The organism is Sinorhizobium arboris LMG 14919 (genome assembly GCF_000427465.1).
Classification (GTDB): Bacteria; Pseudomonadota; Alphaproteobacteria; order Rhizobiales; family Rhizobiaceae; genus Sinorhizobium; species Sinorhizobium arboris.
On sequence record NZ_ATYB01000014.1, the window covers coordinates 3,222,067 to 3,238,641 of the forward strand.

The following is a 16,575-nucleotide window of genomic DNA, read 5'->3' on the forward strand; positions in this document are numbered from 1 at the left end:
TTCATCCATAGCGCGAGGCGAGCCCCAGTGAAAGAGAATAGTTTCGTATCAGCCGACGATATCCGTTCGTCCTTTTCCACGGCGATGTCCTTGATGTACCGCGAGGAAGTGCCGGCCTACGGCACGCTGATGGAACTCGTCGCCAGGGTGAACGGCGAAACGCTCTCGGCCGACGCTGCCCTGAAGGAGCGCCTCGAAGCGACCGATTCGCTCGAACGGATCTCCGAGGAACGCCACGGGGCGATCCGCCTCGGCACCCCCGCGGAGCTTTCGACGATGCGCCGGGTCTTCGCGGTGATGGGCATGTATCCGGTCGGCTACTACGACCTGTCCACCGCCGGCGTGCCGGTGCACTCCACGGCCTTCAGACCGGTCGGAGAAACGGCGCTGAAGCGCAATCCCTTCCGCGTCTTCACCTCGCTTCTGAGGCTCGACCTTATTGCCGACGAGACCCTGCGCGCCGAGGCCGAGGCGATCCTGAAAGAACGCCGGATCTTCACGCCCGGTGCGGTCGAACTTGCCGAGAAGGCCGAGCGCGACGGCGGACTCGGCAAGGCCGATGCCGACCGTTTCGTCGCGGAGGTGCTTGAGACGTTCCGGTGGCACGACAAGGCGAATGTCAGCGCCGACATGTACAGGCGGCTGCACGATGCGCACCGGCTGATTGCCGACGTGGTCTCCTTCAGGGGACCGCATATCAATCATCTGACGCCGCGCACGCTCGACATCGACAAGGTCCAGGCGCTGATGCCGGAATATGGCATCGCCCCGAAAGCCGTCGTCGAAGGGCCTCCGACGCGCAAATGCCCGATCCTGCTCCGCCAGACGTCCTTCAAGGCGCTGGAAGAGCCGGTTTCGTTCCGTGACGCCGATGGCAGCTGGAGGGCCGGCTCGCATACCGCCCGCTTCGGCGAGATCGAACAGCGCGGCATTGCCTTGACGCCGAAGGGCCGCGGCCTCTACGACCGGCTGCTCGACGAATCCCGCAAGATCGTGCGTCCCGCCGCCGACGGCTCCAACGCCGGAGACTACGAGGCGGCCCTGGCTTCGGTATTCGAGGCCTTCCCGGACGACTGGGTGGAAATCCGCCAGGCGGGGCTCGGCTATTTCAGCTACTCACTGACGGATAAGGGCCGGCGGACGAAGCTGCCCGGCCGGCGCGATCTCGATTCCCTGATCGCCGACGGCCTGGTTCAATTCGATCCGATCGTCTATGAGGACTTCCTTCCGGTCAGCGCCGCCGGTATCTTCCAGTCGAACCTCGGCGACGGTGCGCAGCAGGAATTCGAGGCGAGCCCGAACCAGAAGCGCTTCGAGACCGATCTCGGCGTCGCCGTGCTCAACGAATTCGATCACTATGCCGGCATCGAGCAGGCATCGATCGAAAGCTGCCTCAAGGCGCTTACCGCCGCCATGGCAGCGGAGTGATAGGCCGGCGATGATTGACGAGCACCATATCGACGCATTGACGAAGCTCCTTGGCGACAAGGGCGTCGTCACGCGTCGGCAGGACATGGAGGCTTACGAGACGGGCGCGCGCTACGACCGGGGCCGCGCGGCCGCCGTCCTGCGTCCGGCAACGACGGAGGAGGCCTCCGCCGCGGTCGGTTACTGCGTCCGCAACGGCATCGCTCTCATCCCTCAGTCGGGCAATACGGGCCTCGTCTCGGGGTCGACGCCGGACGAGTCGGGCAGCGAGGTCGTTGTCAGCCTCGACCGGCTGACCCGCCAATTCGCGCTCGACCTCGACAATCGCTCGGTGCGCGTCGATGCCGGCATCCGCCTGTCCGAACTCAACCGGCGGCTGGAGGAACACGGCCTGTTCTTCCCGATCGATCTCGGCGCCGACCCGCGGATCGGCGGCATGATCGCCACCAACACCGGCGGCTCGCGCTTTCTGAAATATGGCGACGTGCGCCGCAATACGCTGGGTCTGAAAGTGGTCCTCGCCGACGAGGCGGGCACGGTGCTCGACCTCGGCTCGGACCTGCGCAAGAACAATACCGGCGTCGACTGGAAGCAGCTCTTCATCGGCACCTCGGGCGCCTTCGGCATCGTCACCGAATGCGTGCTCAATATCGAGTGCCTGCCGAAGCAGACGGCGACCGCCTTCCTGGTGCCGGCGAGCGGCGCGCATGTTCTGTCGCTCCTGAAAGCCATGGAAGAGCGGCTCGGCGCCTATCTCTCGGCCTTCGAGGGAATGTCGAGGAACGCGATCGACGCGGCCTTCGCCCATGTGCCGTCGCTGAAGAACCCCTTTCAGGGCGGCAAGGTCCCCGACTATGTGATCCTTGCTGAAATCTCCCGCACCTCAAGCCCGCGCGAGGGCGAGCAGCCGCTTGCCGCGGTTCTCGAAAGCGTGCTCGCGGAGATATGGCAGATGGAAGAGGCGCCGCTCGCCGATGCACTCGTCGGACCGCCGCACGAAATCTGGGCGCTGCGCCATGCGCTTTCGGAGGGCGTTAAACACCTCGGCAAGCTGATCGCCTTCGATCTCTCCTTCCGCAGGGGTGACATTATGGCCTTCTGCGACCATATGAAGGCGGAAATGCCGGAAAAATTTCCCGGGGTCAGCGTCTGCGATTTCGGCCATATCGGCGACGGCGGCGTTCACTTCAACCTGGTCGTCGCCAAGGATAGTCCGCTACTGGCTGACGCGACCTTCGAGCAGCGACTGCGCGAATGGGTATTTGCGATCGCGGTCGAGCAATATCACGGCAGCTTCAGCGCGGAACATGCGCTCGGCCGCCGCAACCAGGCTTTTTACGATTTCTACACGCCGGAAAAACTGAAGAACATGGCGGCCGGCCTCAAGACGCTCACCTCGCCGGGCAAGCTCGGCAGCGTGCGCTTCGGTTAGGTCGTCGCGCCAGTTACAAGACGGGAGTCACCACATGAACATTGCAGCCAAGAAAATCGATGTCGCGAGCGAGGCGGCCGCGCTCCTCGAGAAGATGGGCGTCGTCAAGGACCTCTACACCGGCGGCGACATGCCGTCCTTCAGCCCGGTTACCGGCGAGAAGATCGCAAGTCTCAAGACCGTGTCTGCCGCTGAAGCCGCCAGGAAGATCGAGAGGGCCGACGGGGCCTTCCGCGCCTGGCGCCTCGTACCGGCGCCGAAGCGCGGCGAACTCGTCCGGCTTCTCGGCGAGGAACTGCGCGCCTTCAAGGCCGATCTCGGCCGTCTCGTCTCGATCGAAGCCGGCAAGATCCCGTCCGAGGGCCTCGGCGAAGTCCAGGAAATGATCGACATCTGCGATTTCGCAGTCGGCCTTTCCCGCCAGCTCTACGGCCTGACGATCGCCACCGAGCGTCCCGGCCACCGGATGATGGAAACCTGGCACCCGCTCGGTGTCGTCGGCATCATTTCCGCCTTCAACTTTCCCGTCGCGGTCTGGTCGTGGAATGCGGCGCTCGCGCTCGTCTGCGGCGACGCCGTCGTCTGGAAGCCGTCGGAAAAGACGCCGCTTACCGCGCTCGCCTGCCAGGCGATCCTGGAACGCGCCATCGCCCGTTTCGGCGACGCTCCGGAGGGCCTGTCGCAGGTCCTGATCGGCGACCGTGCGATCGGAGAGGTTCTCGTCGACCATCCGAAGGTGCCGCTGGTCTCGGCGACCGGCTCCACCCGTATGGGCCGCGAGGTCGGTCCGCGACTTGCCAAGCGTTTCGCTCGTGCAATCCTGGAACTCGGAGGCAATAACGCCGGCATCGTCTGCCCGTCCGCCGATCTCGACATGGCGCTGCGCGCCATTGCTTTCGGGGCTATGGGCACCGCCGGACAGCGCTGCACGACCCTGCGCCGTCTCTTCGTTCACGAAAGCGTCTACGACCAGCTCGTGCCGCGGCTGAAGAAGGCCTACCAGTCGGTTTCGGTCGGCAACCCGCTGGAATCGGCCGCACTCGTCGGCCCGCTTGTCGACAAGGCGGCCTTCGACGGGATGCAGAAGGCGATCGCCGAGGCAAAGAACCATGGCGGACAAATCACCGGCGGCGAGCGCGTCGAGCTCGGCCACGAGAACGGCTACTACGTCAAGCCGGCGCTGGTCGAGATGCCGAGGCAGGAGGGCCCGGTGCTCGAAGAGACCTTCGCGCCGATCCTCTACGTCATGAAGTACAGCGACTTCGACGCGGTGCTCGCCGAGCACAATGCGGTTGCTGCCGGGCTTTCCTCCTCGATCTTCACCCGTGACATGCAGGAATCCGAACGTTTCCTCGCAGCCGACGGCTCGGATTGCGGCATCGCCAACGTCAATATCGGCACCTCCGGCGCCGAGATCGGCGGCGCGTTCGGCGGCGAAAAGGAGACCGGCGGCGGGCGCGAATCCGGCTCCGACGCCTGGAAGGCCTATATGCGGCGCGCCACCAACACGGTGAACTATTCGAAGGCTCTGCCGCTGGCGCAGGGCGTCTCCTTCGACATCGAATAGACAGGATCGGCCATGACCATCAATGCAACGGTCAAGGAGGCGGGCTTTCAGCCCGCCTCGCGGATTTCCTCGATCGGCGTTTCGGAAATCCTGAAGATCGGCGCCCGTGCCGCTGCCATGAAGCGCGAAGGCAAGCCGGTAATCATCCTCGGCGCCGGCGAGCCGGATTTCGACACGCCGGAACACGTGAAGCAGGCCGCCGCCAATGCAATCCACCGCGGCGAGACGAAATACACCGCACTCGACGGCACGCCGGAACTGAAGAAGGCGATCCGCGAGAAATTCCAGCGCGAGAACGGACTGGCCTACGAGCTGGACGAGATCACGGTCGCGACCGGCGCCAAGCAGATCCTCTTCAACGCCATGATGGCGTCGCTCGACCCGGGCGACGAGGTTGTCATCCCGACGCCCTACTGGACCTCCTATTCGGACATTGTCCAGATCTGCGAGGGCAAGCCCGTCCTGATCGCCTGCGACGCATCTTCCGGTTTCCGTCTGACGGCGGAAAAGCTGGAGGCGGCCATCACGCCGCGGACCCGCTGGGTGCTCTTGAACTCGCCGTCGAACCCGTCCGGCGCCGCCTACGGTGCGGCGGACTACCGGCCGCTGCTCGAGGTGCTTCTGAGGCACCCGCATGTCTGGCTGCTCGTCGACGACATGTATGAGCACATCGTCTATGACGATTTCCGCTTCGTCACCCCGGCGCAGTTGGAGCCGGCCCTGAAGAACCGCACCCTGACCGTAAACGGCGTCTCCAAGGCCTATGCGATGACCGGCTGGCGGATCGGCTATGCCGGCGGCCCGCGCGAGCTCATCAAGGCGATGGCCGTCGTCCAGAGCCAAGCGACCTCCTGCCCCTCTTCGATAAGCCAGGCGGCTTCGGTCGCCGCGCTCAACGGACCGCAGGACTTTCTGAAAGAACGGACCGAGAGCTTCCAGCGCCGCCGCGATCTCGTCGTAAATGGCCTGAACGCGGTCGACGGCCTCGAGTGCCGCGTTCCCGAGGGTGCCTTCTACACTTTCTCCGGCTGCGCCGGCGTGCTCGGCAGGAGGACGCCATCAGGCAAGAGGATCGAGACGGATACGGACTTCTGCGCCTATCTTCTGGAAGACGCCCATGTCGCCGTCGTCCCGGGCGCGGCTTTCGGCCTCTCACCCTTTTTCCGCATCTCCTATGCGACCTCGGAGGCGGAACTGAAGGAAGCCCTCACCCGCATCGCCGCTGCCTGTGCGCGGCTTTCGTGAAGGCGTAGGTCGCCCTCACCTGACTGCAAAATTGCCCCTCACCCTAGCCCTCTCCCCGCTTGCGGGGAGAAGGTTGCGGCAGCGGGATGAGGGGCAATCCGCGCCCGTCCATTCCTCAAAACGTCGGCGGCGTGCAGGCGCTGATAACCTCGCAGGGCACCGGTCCGACGCAGCGGAAGCGGTGCGGCCGCCGGCTTTCGAAATAATAGGCATCGCCCGGCCCGAGGATGCGCCGCTCGTCGTCGACGGTCACTTCCAGCCGGCCTGAAAGCACGATCCCGCCTTCCTCGCCCTCATGCACCAGCGGCACCTTGCCGGTATCCGCGCCCGGCTGGTAGCACTCCTTCAGGATCTGAAGGCTGCGGCCGAAAAGGTTGTCGCCGATCTGGCGATAGGAAATCGGCCCCTTGCCGATCTCCACCAGTTCCTCCGCCGCATAGAAAGCCTTGCGCGGCTTCTCGGGCTCGAAGGAGAAGAACTCTGCAAGCCCGATCGGAATGCCGTCGAGTATCCGCTTCAACGCGCCGACCGAAGGGTTCGACGCATTCGATTCGATCAGCGAGATGGTGGAGTTGGTAACCCCAGTCCGCTTGGCAAGTTCGCGCTGGGAAAGCTTGTGCCTCAGCCGCACATAGCGCAGGCGGTTGCCGATATCGACGCCCATCGCAAACTCCGGTGTTTATGTTGTTTGAAATAGCGAAATTCTAGCAAACATCTGCGCATAAATACAATGCCTTAGATGACGCAAGAAAAGGACTTGTTCGGAAATCCAAATCATGGCGTCAATCAGCTGACGACAGGAGGATGCCATGAACGCCCACAACAGGTCCAACGCCCCGGTTCTCGACAGCTACTGGATGCCCTTCACCGCCAACCGCCAGTTCAAGGCGGCACCCAGGCTGCTCGCCGCCGCCGAAGGCATGCTCTACACCAGCGTCGACGGCCGGACGATTCTCGACGGCACCGCCGGCCTCTGGTGCGTGAATGCCGGGCACGGCCGCCGGCAGATCGCCGCCGCGGTCGAGCGGCAGCTTTCGACCATGGACTTCGCGCCGTCCTTCCAGATGGGCCATCCGATCGCCTTCGACTTCGCCGAGCGGCTGGCCGCGATCGCGCCCGGCCCGGCCGGCGCCAAGCTCGACCGGGTGTTCTTCACCGGCTCGGGCTCGGAATCCGTCGATACCGCGCTGAAAATCGCACTTGCCTATCAACGTTCGATCGGCCAAGGCACCCGCACCCGCCTCATCGGCCGTGAACGCGGTTATCACGGCGTCGGCTTCGGCGGCATCTCCGTCGGCGGCATCGTCAACAACCGCCGCGTCTTCCCGCAGCTTCCCGGGTCCGACCATCTGCGCCACACCCATGACCCGGCGAAGAACGCGTTCGTCAAAGGGCAGCCCGAGCATGGTGCGGAGCTTGCCGACGACCTCGAAAGGCTCGTGGCGCTCCACGGCGCCGAGACGATCGCCGCCTGCATCGTCGAGCCCGTCGCCGGCTCTACCGGCGTGCTGATCCCGCCGAAGGGCTATCTCGAGCGGCTGCGCGCGATCTGCGACAGGCACGGCATTCTCCTGATCTTCGACGAGGTGATCACCGGTTTCGGCCGGCTCGGTGCGGCCTTTGCGACCGACTATTTCGGAGTCACGCCTGATATCGTCACCACCGCCAAGGGGCTTACCAACGGCGCGATCCCGATGGGCGCTGTCTTTGCCAGCCGCAAGGTGCACGACGCCCTGATGCACGGCCCGGAAGGCCAGATAGAGCTCTTCCACGGCTACACCTATTCCGGCCATCCGGCCGCCTGTGCCGCCGGCATCGCCACGCTCGACATCTATCGCGACGAAGGCCTCATGACGCGCGCCGCCGAGCTGCAGGACGACTGGCACGAGGCGATGCATTCGCTCAGGGGCCTGCCGCATGTCATCGACATCCGCACGATCGGCCTCATCGCCGGCATCGAGCTCAAGTCGCGCGACGGCGCGCCCGGTGCCCGCGCCTACGATGTCTTCGTCGATTGCTTCGAGCGGGGCCTGCTGATCCGCGTCACCGGCGACATCATCGCCTTCTCGCCGCCGTTAATCGCCGAAAAGCATCACTTCGGCGAGATCGTGTCGATCCTGGGCGATGCGTTGAAGCGGGTGGCGTGACGGCGGTCGCGCGCCGAGTGGTCCCTCCCCACAGGTGGGAGGGGCTTTGGCGCTCGTGGTAGGTGCATTCACAGGCCGTGCCTGCGCCCTTCCAGAAGCAGACTCAGCGTATCAGGATCGCCCGCAGATCATTGACATTCGTCCCGGTCGGGCCGGGAACGAAGAGGTCGCCGCTGGCCGCGAAGGCCGTCCAGGCGTCATGGCGCGCGAGGTGTGCGCGGGGATCGGCGCCTGCCGCCCGCATCCGGCCGATGCTCTCCCCGTCGGCGAAGGCCCCGGCATTATTCTCGGAGCCGTCAATGCCGTCCGTATCGGCGGCGAGTGCATCGATGCCGCTAAAGCCATCGATATCGAGCGCGAGCGACAACAGGAATTCGCTGTTGCGCCCGCCCCTGCCGTAATCGTCGCCGGAAATCGTCACCGTCGTCTCGCCGCCGGAGAGCAGTACCACCGGCTTGGGAAAGGGGCGGTTACGCAAGGCGACTTCCCGTGCGAGCGCCGCATGCATGCGGCCGATGTCGCGCGACTCGCCCTCGATCGCATCCGAGAGGATCATCGCCTCGACGCCGCTTTCCCGCGCCCGCGCCGCCGCCGCTTCCAGCGAAACGCTCGCCGAGGCGACGACATGGACCTCATTGCCGGCAAATGCCGGATCATCGGGCCCTGGCGCGCGTGCGGCATCGGAAGCGAGATGCGCCATCACCCGCTCCGGCAGGGCCATGCCATAGCGCGCAACGATCTCGTGCGCCTCTTCCAGGCTCGACCGGTCCGGCACCGTCGGACCGGACGCGACGAAGGCAGGATTGTCGCCCGGAACGTCGGAAACGACGAGGCTCACGACGCGGGCCGGCGCGGCGGCGAGCGCAAGCCGCCCACCCTTGATCCGTGAGACATGCTTGCGCACGACGTTCATGGCAGAGATCGGCGCTCCGGAGGCAAGCAGGGCCCTGTTGACGGCGATCTCGTCCTCCAGGGTCAAGCCGCCGGGCGGGGCAGGCAGGAGTGCCGAGCCGCCGCCGGAGATGAGCGCCACCACGAGATCGTCAGCGGTCAGTCCCTCGACCAGATCGAGGAGCGCCGAGGAAGCGGCAAGCCCCGCCTCGTCCGGCACCGGGTGAGCCGACTGCAGGACCTTTATCCGCTCGCATCTCTCGATGGGGCCGTGGCGAGCGACGACTATGCCTTCGAGCGGCCCGTCCCAGAGCCGCTCGAAGGCGGCCGCCATCTGGCTGGCGGCCTTGCCGCCGCCGATGACGATCGTGCGCCCTTTCGGCCGAGCAGGCAGATGCGCCCGAATGGCGGCCTCAGGATCGGCCGCAGCGACGGCCGCGTCGAAGAGGGAGGTCAGAAAGGAACGCGGATCGATCAATGCCATCAAATCAGCCCGGGATTTCGAGATCGTAGACGAAGATACCTTGGACGCCCCCGTCCGCCGCCGCAACGATTTTTGCGCCGGTCTTTTGATGTTCCGCGTCATGGTGATAGGCGCGCGCCATTCATGAGGTGCCTGCGGGCTCGAGGGCGCTGCCACGAGAAACCTTAAGAGCGAAGATCGCGGCCTTATCGGCCGCGCCCACCTCCGGACGGAAGCGGATGAAAGCGCAGTGGCGGATCAACGTATCCTCCCTCAGCGGACCTCCGCCCGCGCCCTCGGCCGGATGTCGTTGCGCTCATGCTGGAACACGGCCGGCGGCAGCGGCGGCAATCCGCGGATGATATCAGCCCCCTTCTCGCCCATCATGATCGTCGGGCCGTTTGTGTTGCAGGACGGGACCCGCGGCATCACCGAACTGTCGCAGACGCGCAGGCCCTCGATCCCACGGACTTTGAGCTCCAGGTCGACCACCGCCGCCGCGTCGGTGCCCATCCTGCAGGTGCCGACCGGGTGGTGGTCGGTCTTGGCGTTGGCGCAGCCATAGTCGAAGAGCTGGTCCTCGGTCACTACATCCTTGCCCGGCAAACGTTCGTCGAGGACGAAGGACTTCAGGGCCGGCTGCTGCATGATTTCGCGCGCGATCCTCAGGCCTTCGATCGACATCTTCCGGTCGTGCGGGTCCTCCCAGTAGTTCGGGTCGATCAGAGGCGCGGCTGCCGGATCGGCGGATGAGAGCCGGACGGTGCCCCGCGAGCGCGGGTGCAGGTAAGCGGAATTGAGAGTGACGCCGGCATTCTTGAGCCGCGCGACGCCGGCCTCGATGCCCGAACCGAGGCCGAGGTGAAACTGGATGTCCGGCGAGCGGGCATTCGGATCCGCATACCAGAACCCGCCGGTCTCGAAGAGCGACGACGCGACCGGGCCGGAGCGGAAGAGCACATATTGCAGCCCGGCCCAGAGCGTGCGGTGCAGTTTGGCGACGCCGTCATAGGTATGATCTCCGGTGCATTCGCAGATGACGAAGAGATCCAGATGGTCCTGGAGATTGCCGCCCACACCGGGGAGATCGTGCCGCACCTCGACCCCGACAGCGCGCAGGTGATCGGCCGGGCCGATGCCGGACTGCAGGAGCAGCTTCGGCGAGCCGATCGCGCCCGAGGAGACCAGCACTTCGCGCTCAGCGCGGACGATCTCGCTTCCCCTGCCCGTCGCGACCTCCACGCCGACGGCGCGCCCGCCCTCGAGCACGATGCGCGCGACGCGGGCGCCGGTGCGGACCGCGAGATTCGGGCGATCCTTGACCGGCGAGAGATAGGCGAGCGAGGCGGAGGAACGGCGGCGGTTGCGCTGCGTCAGCTGATAGAAGCCGACGCCCGCCTGCTGCTTGCCGTTGAAATCGTGATTGTAGGGAATGCCGAGCTCCTGTCCGGCGCGGATATAGGCGTCGCAGATCGGCAGCGCCGAAACCGGCATGGAGACGCCGAGCGGGCCGCCATAGGAATGATAATCGTCGGCGAAGCGCTGATTGTCCTCGGCCCGTTTGAAATAGGGAAGCACGCTGCGGTAGTCCCAGCCGGCGCAGCCGTCCTCACCCGCCCAGAGATCATAGTCCGCCGCATTGCCGCGGGTATAGAGCTGTGCATTGATGGAGGAACCGCCGCCGATCACCTTGGCCTGAGTATAGCGCAGCACCCGGCCCTTCATGTGCTTCTGCGGCACCGTGTGCCAGCCCCAGCTTGCGACCCCCTTCGTCATCTTGGCGAAGCCGGCCGGCATGTGGAACAGCGGATTCCAGTCGCCGCCGCCGGCTTCGAGCAGCAGCACCCTGACGTCCGGGTCCTCGCTCAGGCGATTGGCGAGCACGCAGCCGGCCGGACCGGCCCCGGTGATGATGTAGTCGTATGTCATTCACATGTCCTCAAAGTCACGCGCTTCGGGCGCGGTATCAGCGTCGGGCCCCTCATCCGGCTGCCGCCACCTTCTCCCCGCAGGCGGGGAGAAGGGACTCGCGGCAACCACTCGCCACCATCTCGTCGGCGCACCTCCCCTCTCCCCGCCTGCGGGGAGAGGGCTAGGGTGAGGGGCAGATCTCACGACCAGCGAGAGGAAAATTCACAACCGCCCGATCGACAATCCACCATCCGCCTGGATGACCGAGCCGGTGGCGAAGCCGAATTTGCCGCCGGCGAGGCCTGCGACGATATTGCCGATATCCTCGGGCTCGCCCCAGCGCCGCATCGGCACCAGGCCGCCTGCGATCAGCGCGTCGTATCTGCCGGAAACGGCAGCCGTCATATCCGATCGGATGATGCCGGGGCGGACTTCGAAGACCGCGATGCCGGTCTCGGCGAGCCTCAGCGCCAGGCCCTGGCTGAAGGCCGCAAGCCCCGCCTTGCTCATGCAGTAGTCGAGACGCTCCGGCGACGTCATCGCGGCCGAGACCGAGGTGATGTTGATGATCGAGCTCTGCGCTCGAATCTCGCTCGCGAGCATCGCCTTCAGCACGACCTGGGTGAAAAACACCGTACCGCGCAGATTGACGCCGACGATCGCGTCGAAATTCTCCGGCTTCAGATCGAGAAAATCGCCGCGCACGACGGAGGCGATCCCGGCATTGTTGACGAGACAGTCTATCCGCCCGAACTCCGCAACCACCCCGTCGACGGTCGCCTGATGGCTCGAAAGGTCGGCGAGATCGGCGCGCAGGAAGATCGCCCGGGCGCCGAGCGCGTTTAGTTCGGCGATTACGGGCGCAATGCCCTGCGCATCGCCAATGCCGGTGATGGCGATGTCGAATCCGCTCACGGCGAGCGCCCGGGCAATACCGAGCCCGATGCCTCTGCGGCCGCCGGTGACGATCGCGACGGGGCGTGCCTTCTCAGTCATGACCGCAGATCCTGTTTCACGATATGGTCGGCGACACGCAGCGCCTGGGCTGCTACGGTCAGCGCCGGATTGACGGCGGCGGAGGTCGGCAGAAAGCCGGCATCGACGACGAAGAGATTCGGATGATCGAAGGCACGGCAATAGACGTCGAGCGGCGCCTGGCCGGGATCATTGCCGATCCGGACCGTGCCACACTGATGCGAGGGCGTCCGCTTGTCGAAGGCCCGCGCGAGCACGATCGGGAAACCGGCTTTCTTCAGCACCTCCTTCAGCTTGGCGACGAGGTCGAGATGGGCCTGCCAGTTGGTGCGCACCCATTTCAGCACAACGCGCTCGCCGTCGACCATGACGCGGCTTTCCGGTGACGGCAGGTCCTCGCTCATGGCGTAGAAGTCGATGCCGCGGGCGGACACCCGGTCGAGCAGCCATTCCGGCACCGACGGCATATTCGCCTTGAGGATCGCGCCGGAGATGCGGCCGAGAAGCTGGATGTTGCCGAGCGGCGGCCCGCCGGCCCCGTCGGACAGATAGAAGTCGTTGAGGCCGAAGGTCTTCTGATAGACGGAATCGTTGCGGTACCAGGGGCTGAGCGCGATGACCGCGCTCGAATTGTGATTCATGAAATTGCGGCCGACCTGATCGGATCGGTTCGCAAGGCCCATCGGGTTCCTGTCGTCGGCCGATCGCAGCAGCAGTACGGCCGACTGCACCGCGCCGGCGCAGAGAATGACGAGCTTCGGCGAAAGACCGTGCTCTGCCCCGTCCTTGGCATAGAACACCGTTTCGATCGCCTTGCCGTCCGGCCCGGTTGCGAGCCTCGTCACCCGCGAGCCGGTCTGCAGCCGCACGTTCGGAAATTTCAGCGCCGCCGCCAGCGCCGCCGTTTCGGCATCCATCTTGCCGTCGGATGAGTTCGGATGCGCGTCCCACGGGGTCTTGCCCTTGGCGAGCCAGCGCTCGACATCGACGCCGAGCGGCAGGGAATAGGGATGGAGGCCGATCTCGGCCAGGCGCTCGCGGACCATGGCGATCGCAGGTTCGTCCGGCACCGGGCCATGGGGATAGCCGCTCGAATGAGCGGGTTCCGTCGGGTCCTCGCCCAGTTTGCCTCGCACCTGGTAAAGCTGCTCCGCCTTGGAATACCACGGCTCGAGCTCCTCATAGGAAAAGGGCCAGGCGGGGGAGACGCCGTCCCGATGCTGCATCACCTCGAAATCCTCCCGGCGATAGCGGGTCAGCACCGCGCCGTAGAATTTCGAATTGCCGCCGACATTGTAGTAATTGCCTGGATTGAAACCGGGCCCGCCCGCCTCGTACCAGGTCTCCTTCGGGCGGAAATGGCCGCGCTGGAAGATCGCCCTCTGGTCGCGATTGACCGGCAGGTCCTCGATATGAGAGCCCGCTTCGAGGATCAGGATCTCGGCTCCCGAGGCAGCAAGGCCGGCAGCGACGGTTGCGCCGCCGACCCCCGATCCGATGATGACGATATCCGGCTGGCTCTCCATCGACTTCCTCATGCAATGCGCTTTTCACTTTGCGGGTCGAAGAAGACGGCCTTGTCGAGATTGAAGGCGAGCCGCGACGTCTGGCCTGGCGCAATGCGCGCATCGGCTCTGAGCCTTGCGACGATTTCCTTGCCGCCGAGCCTCGTGACGGCAAAGGTATCGGAGCCGGCCGGCTCGACCACCTCGATCAGGCATTCGCCTTCGGCGACGAATTGCGCATTGCGATCCGCCCCGTCCGGGTCGGTCAGCGCTTCCGGACGGATGCCGAAGACCACCTCTTTGCCGGCATAGGCGGAGAGCGCGCCGTTATGCGGCACGGCGAGTCTCAAGGGCTCGGCATTCGGCCGCGCCAGTGTCACCGAGACCTGCGAGCCCGCGGTCTCGATCCGCGCTTTGAGCAGGTTCATCGCCGGCGAGCCCATGAAATCGGCAACGAACATGTTGGCCGGATTGTTGTAGATCTCCGCCGGCGTTCCGAATTGCTGCAACACGCCGTCCTTCAGCACCGCGATCTTGGTTGCAAGCGTCATTGCCTCGATCTGGTCGTGCGTCACGTAGACGATCGTCGTCTTCATGCGGTGGTGCAGCCGCTTGATCTCGGTGCGCATGTCGACGCGCAGCTTCGCGTCGAGGTTGGAGAGCGGCTCGTCGAACAGAAAGACCTGGGGATTGCGCACCAGCGCCCGGCCCATGGCGACGCGCTGGCGCTGGCCGCCGGAAAGCTGGCTCGGCTTGCGGTCGAGGAGGTGGCCGATCTGCAGCATGTCGGCAACCTGCCTGATCGCCTTTTCGCGCTCCTCCTTCGGCACGCCGCGGATCTCCATGCCGAAGGCGATGTTACCGGCAACCGTCATGTTGGGATAGAGCGCATAGGACTGGAACACCATGGCGATGTCGCGCTTCGATGGGTGCAGCCCCGAAACCGAGCGGCCGCTGATTGCTATGTCACCGGAGGTGAACGGTTCGAGGCCGGCGATCGTGTTCAGAAGCGTCGACTTGCCGCAGCCGGAGGGGCCGACGAGCACGAGGAAGCCGCCTTCTTCGATCTCCAGGTTGATGTCCTTCAAGATCTCGAGTGCGCCGTAGGACTTGCGCAGATTGGTGATCTTCAGAAACGACATGGCTTATCCTTTCACGGCGCCGGACATCAGTCCGCGGACGAAGTAGCGGCCGGACACGATATAGACGAGGAGCGTTGGCAGGGCGGCGAGAATCGCGCCCGCGAAGTGGACATTGTATTCCTTGACCCCGGTCGACGAGCTCACGAGATTGTTGAGCGCCACCGTCATCGGCGTCGAATAGGGTCCGGAGAACGAGGCCCCGAACAGAAAGTCGTTCCAGATGTTGGTGAACTGCCAGATGACGGAGACGACGATGATCGGCCCGGATGAAGGCAGCAATATCCGCCGGAAGATCTGGAAGAAGCTCGCGCCGTCGATCTGCGCCGCGCGCACGAGTTCGGTCGGGAAAGCCTCGTAGTAATTGCGGAAGTAGAGCGTCGTGAAGCCGATGCCGTAGACCACATGCACGAGGATCAGACCCCAGATCGAGCCGGCGATCCCGAGAATGCCGAGGATGCGCGCCATCGGGATAAGCACGATCTGGAAGGGGATGAAGCATGAGAGAAGCAGCATGCCGAAGAAGATGTTCGCGCCGGGGAAGCGCCATTTGGTCAGCACGTAGCCATTGAGCGCCCCGATGATCGTCGAGATCGCCACGGCCGGAACGACCATCAGGATCGAATTGATGAAGAAGGGGCGAAGGCCCGTCGGCTGCACGCCTATCTGCGCCGTCGACCAGGCCGAGAGCCACGGTTCGACGGTCCAGGTCTGAGGCAGGTTGAGCATGCCGCCCTGTCGGATTTCGTCCAGCGGCTTCAGGGAATTCACCACCATCACGTAGAGCGGCAGCAGCGAATAGAGCGCGAAGAGGATCAGCGCCGAATAGATCAGAGCGCGCGTCAGGCGGTTGTGCGAGATGACGTTCTCGGGACTGGGAGCGCCCATCAGCGTTTTCCTCCCCGGATTTCGGAATAGAGATAGGGAACGATGATCGAGAAGATCATCACCAGCATGACGATCGCCGACGAGGCGCCGATCGCCATCTGGTTTCGGGTGAAGGTGTAGGAATACATGAACGTCGCCGGCAGCTCGGTCGCCTGCCCCGGCCCGCCGCCGGTGAGCGCGATGATCAGGTCGTAGGCCTTGATGGCGAGATGGGCAAGGACGACGAAGGCCGAAAGGAAGACCGGCCGCATCAAGGGAATGATGATCCGCCGGTAGATGGTCGGCGTGGTCGCCCCGTCGATCTGCGCGGCCTTGATGATCTCGTTGTCGACGCCGCGGAGCCCCGCCAGGAACATCGCCATGACGAAGCCGGTCGACTGCCAGACGGCGGCGATGACGACGCAGTAGATCGCGTAGTTGCGGTCCTTGATCCAGTTGAACGAGAAGCTCTCCCAGCCCCAGAGATGCATTGTGTTCTCAAGGCCGATGCCGGGATCGAGGAACCATTTCCATGCGGTACCGGTGACGATGAAGGAGAGCGCCATCGGATAGAGATAGATCGGCCGCAAAAAGCCCTCTGCACGGATCTTCTGGTCGAGCAGGATCGCGAGCCCGAGGCCGAGCACCGAGCAGATGGCGATGTAGAGCGTTGCGAAGATCGCCAGGTTGCTGACCGCCCGCCACCAATGCGGCAAGGCCCAGAGCCGGCTGTAATTGCTCAAGCCGACAAAATCGTAGGAGGGCAGCATGCGGCTGTTCGTCATCGACAGAAAGCCGGTATAGGCGATGAAGCCGTAGACGAAGACCAGGACTATCAGAAAGCTGGGAGCGAGCACGAGCTTCGGCAGAAGCTCCTGCAGCCGGGCGCGGCTATCCATGTTCGTTACCACCATTGACGCATTGTTTAGTTCCTCCCGCCCGATTGCCCCTCTCCTCGGGTTTAACCCGAGGACTAGCCCTCTCCCCGCTTGCGGGGAGAGGGGA

At 64.8% G+C, this 16,575-nt stretch carries 13 protein-coding genes; 5 read left to right on the plus strand and 8 right to left on the minus strand.

Translation table 11 applies throughout. The features are described from left to right. The first annotated feature begins 27 nt into the window (after window positions 1-27). Genes hglS through SINAR_RS0126815 form a run of 4 tightly spaced genes read left to right on the plus strand, consistent with a single transcriptional unit; the run spans window position 28 to window position 5,672 of the window. The gene (gene hglS, locus SINAR_RS0126800; protein WP_028001941.1) at window positions 28-1,428 is read left to right on the plus strand and encodes a 2-oxoadipate dioxygenase/decarboxylase HglS; all 1,401 of its coding nucleotides are present in this window, start codon (window positions 28-30) and stop codon (window positions 1,426-1,428) included. 10 nt (window positions 1,429-1,438) lie between these two features. After that, a complete protein-coding gene (locus SINAR_RS0126805; protein WP_028001942.1) occupies window positions 1,439-2,860 on the plus strand; it encodes an FAD-binding oxidoreductase in 1,422 nt (473 codons plus the stop codon). Between the two features lie 34 nt (window positions 2,861-2,894). After that, window positions 2,895-4,427 (plus strand): L-piperidine-6-carboxylate dehydrogenase, encoded by a 1,533-nt coding sequence (gene amaB, locus SINAR_RS0126810; RefSeq protein WP_028001943.1) that lies wholly within the window; start codon window positions 2,895-2,897, stop codon window positions 4,425-4,427. Between the two features lie 12 nt (window positions 4,428-4,439). After that, the gene (locus SINAR_RS0126815; RefSeq protein ID WP_028001944.1) at window positions 4,440-5,672 is read left to right on the plus strand and encodes a pyridoxal phosphate-dependent aminotransferase; all 1,233 of its coding nucleotides are present in this window, start codon (window positions 4,440-4,442) and stop codon (window positions 5,670-5,672) included. Window positions 5,673-5,787: 115 nt separating this feature from the next. On the opposite strand, the gene SINAR_RS0126820 is transcribed toward SINAR_RS0126815, so the two are convergent. Then, entirely contained in the window at window positions 5,788-6,336 is a 549-nt protein-coding gene (locus SINAR_RS0126820) for a cupin domain-containing protein (protein ID WP_028001945.1), read from the minus strand. A 145-nt stretch (window positions 6,337-6,481) separates the two neighbouring features. Between SINAR_RS0126820 and aptA the strand changes: the two genes are divergently transcribed. Next, entirely contained in the window at window positions 6,482-7,819 is a 1,338-nt protein-coding gene (gene aptA / locus SINAR_RS0126825; protein WP_028001946.1) for an omega-aminotransferase AptA, read from the plus strand. A 103-nt stretch (window positions 7,820-7,922) separates the two neighbouring features. Here the strand turns inward: aptA and SINAR_RS0126830 are convergent, their stop codons facing one another. The 7 genes from SINAR_RS0126830 to SINAR_RS0126870 all read right to left on the minus strand — a co-directional run bounded on the left by SINAR_RS0126830 (window position 7,923) and on the right by SINAR_RS0126870 (window position 16,469). Beyond that, window positions 7,923-9,194 carry a glycerate kinase type-2 family protein gene (locus SINAR_RS0126830; protein ID WP_028001947.1) on the minus strand — a complete coding sequence of 424 codons (1,272 nt, stop codon included), beginning with the start codon at window positions 9,192-9,194 and terminating at the stop codon, window positions 7,923-7,925. 252 nt (window positions 9,195-9,446) lie between these two features. Then, window positions 9,447-11,102, minus strand: a complete 1,656-nt coding sequence (locus SINAR_RS0126845) for a GMC family oxidoreductase (RefSeq protein WP_028001948.1) — start codon at window positions 11,100-11,102, stop codon at window positions 9,447-9,449. A gap of 204 nt (window positions 11,103-11,306) precedes the next feature. Next, window positions 11,307-12,080, minus strand: a complete 774-nt coding sequence (locus tag SINAR_RS0126850; protein WP_028001949.1) for a 3-ketoacyl-ACP reductase — start codon at window positions 12,078-12,080, stop codon at window positions 11,307-11,309. After that, the gene (locus SINAR_RS0126855; protein WP_028001950.1) at window positions 12,077-13,597 is read right to left on the minus strand and encodes a GMC oxidoreductase; all 1,521 of its coding nucleotides are present in this window, start codon (window positions 13,595-13,597) and stop codon (window positions 12,077-12,079) included. The genes SINAR_RS0126850 and SINAR_RS0126855 overlap by 4 nt, the downstream gene beginning before the upstream one ends. Next, entirely contained in the window at window positions 13,594-14,706 is a 1,113-nt protein-coding gene (locus SINAR_RS0126860) for an ABC transporter ATP-binding protein (protein WP_028001951.1), read from the minus strand. The genes SINAR_RS0126855 and SINAR_RS0126860 overlap by 4 nt, the downstream gene beginning before the upstream one ends. Before the next feature lie 3 nt (window positions 14,707-14,709). Then, window positions 14,710-15,591: a carbohydrate ABC transporter permease gene (locus SINAR_RS0126865; protein ID WP_028001952.1), complete on the minus strand. Its 882-nt coding sequence runs from the start codon at window positions 15,589-15,591 to the stop codon at window positions 14,710-14,712. Beyond that, window positions 15,591-16,469 carry a carbohydrate ABC transporter permease gene (locus SINAR_RS0126870; protein WP_028001953.1) on the minus strand — a complete coding sequence of 293 codons (879 nt, stop codon included), beginning with the start codon at window positions 16,467-16,469 and terminating at the stop codon, window positions 15,591-15,593. Before SINAR_RS0126870 ends, SINAR_RS0126865 begins: the two co-directional genes overlap by 1 nt. Window positions 16,470-16,575: the final 106 nt, after the last annotated feature.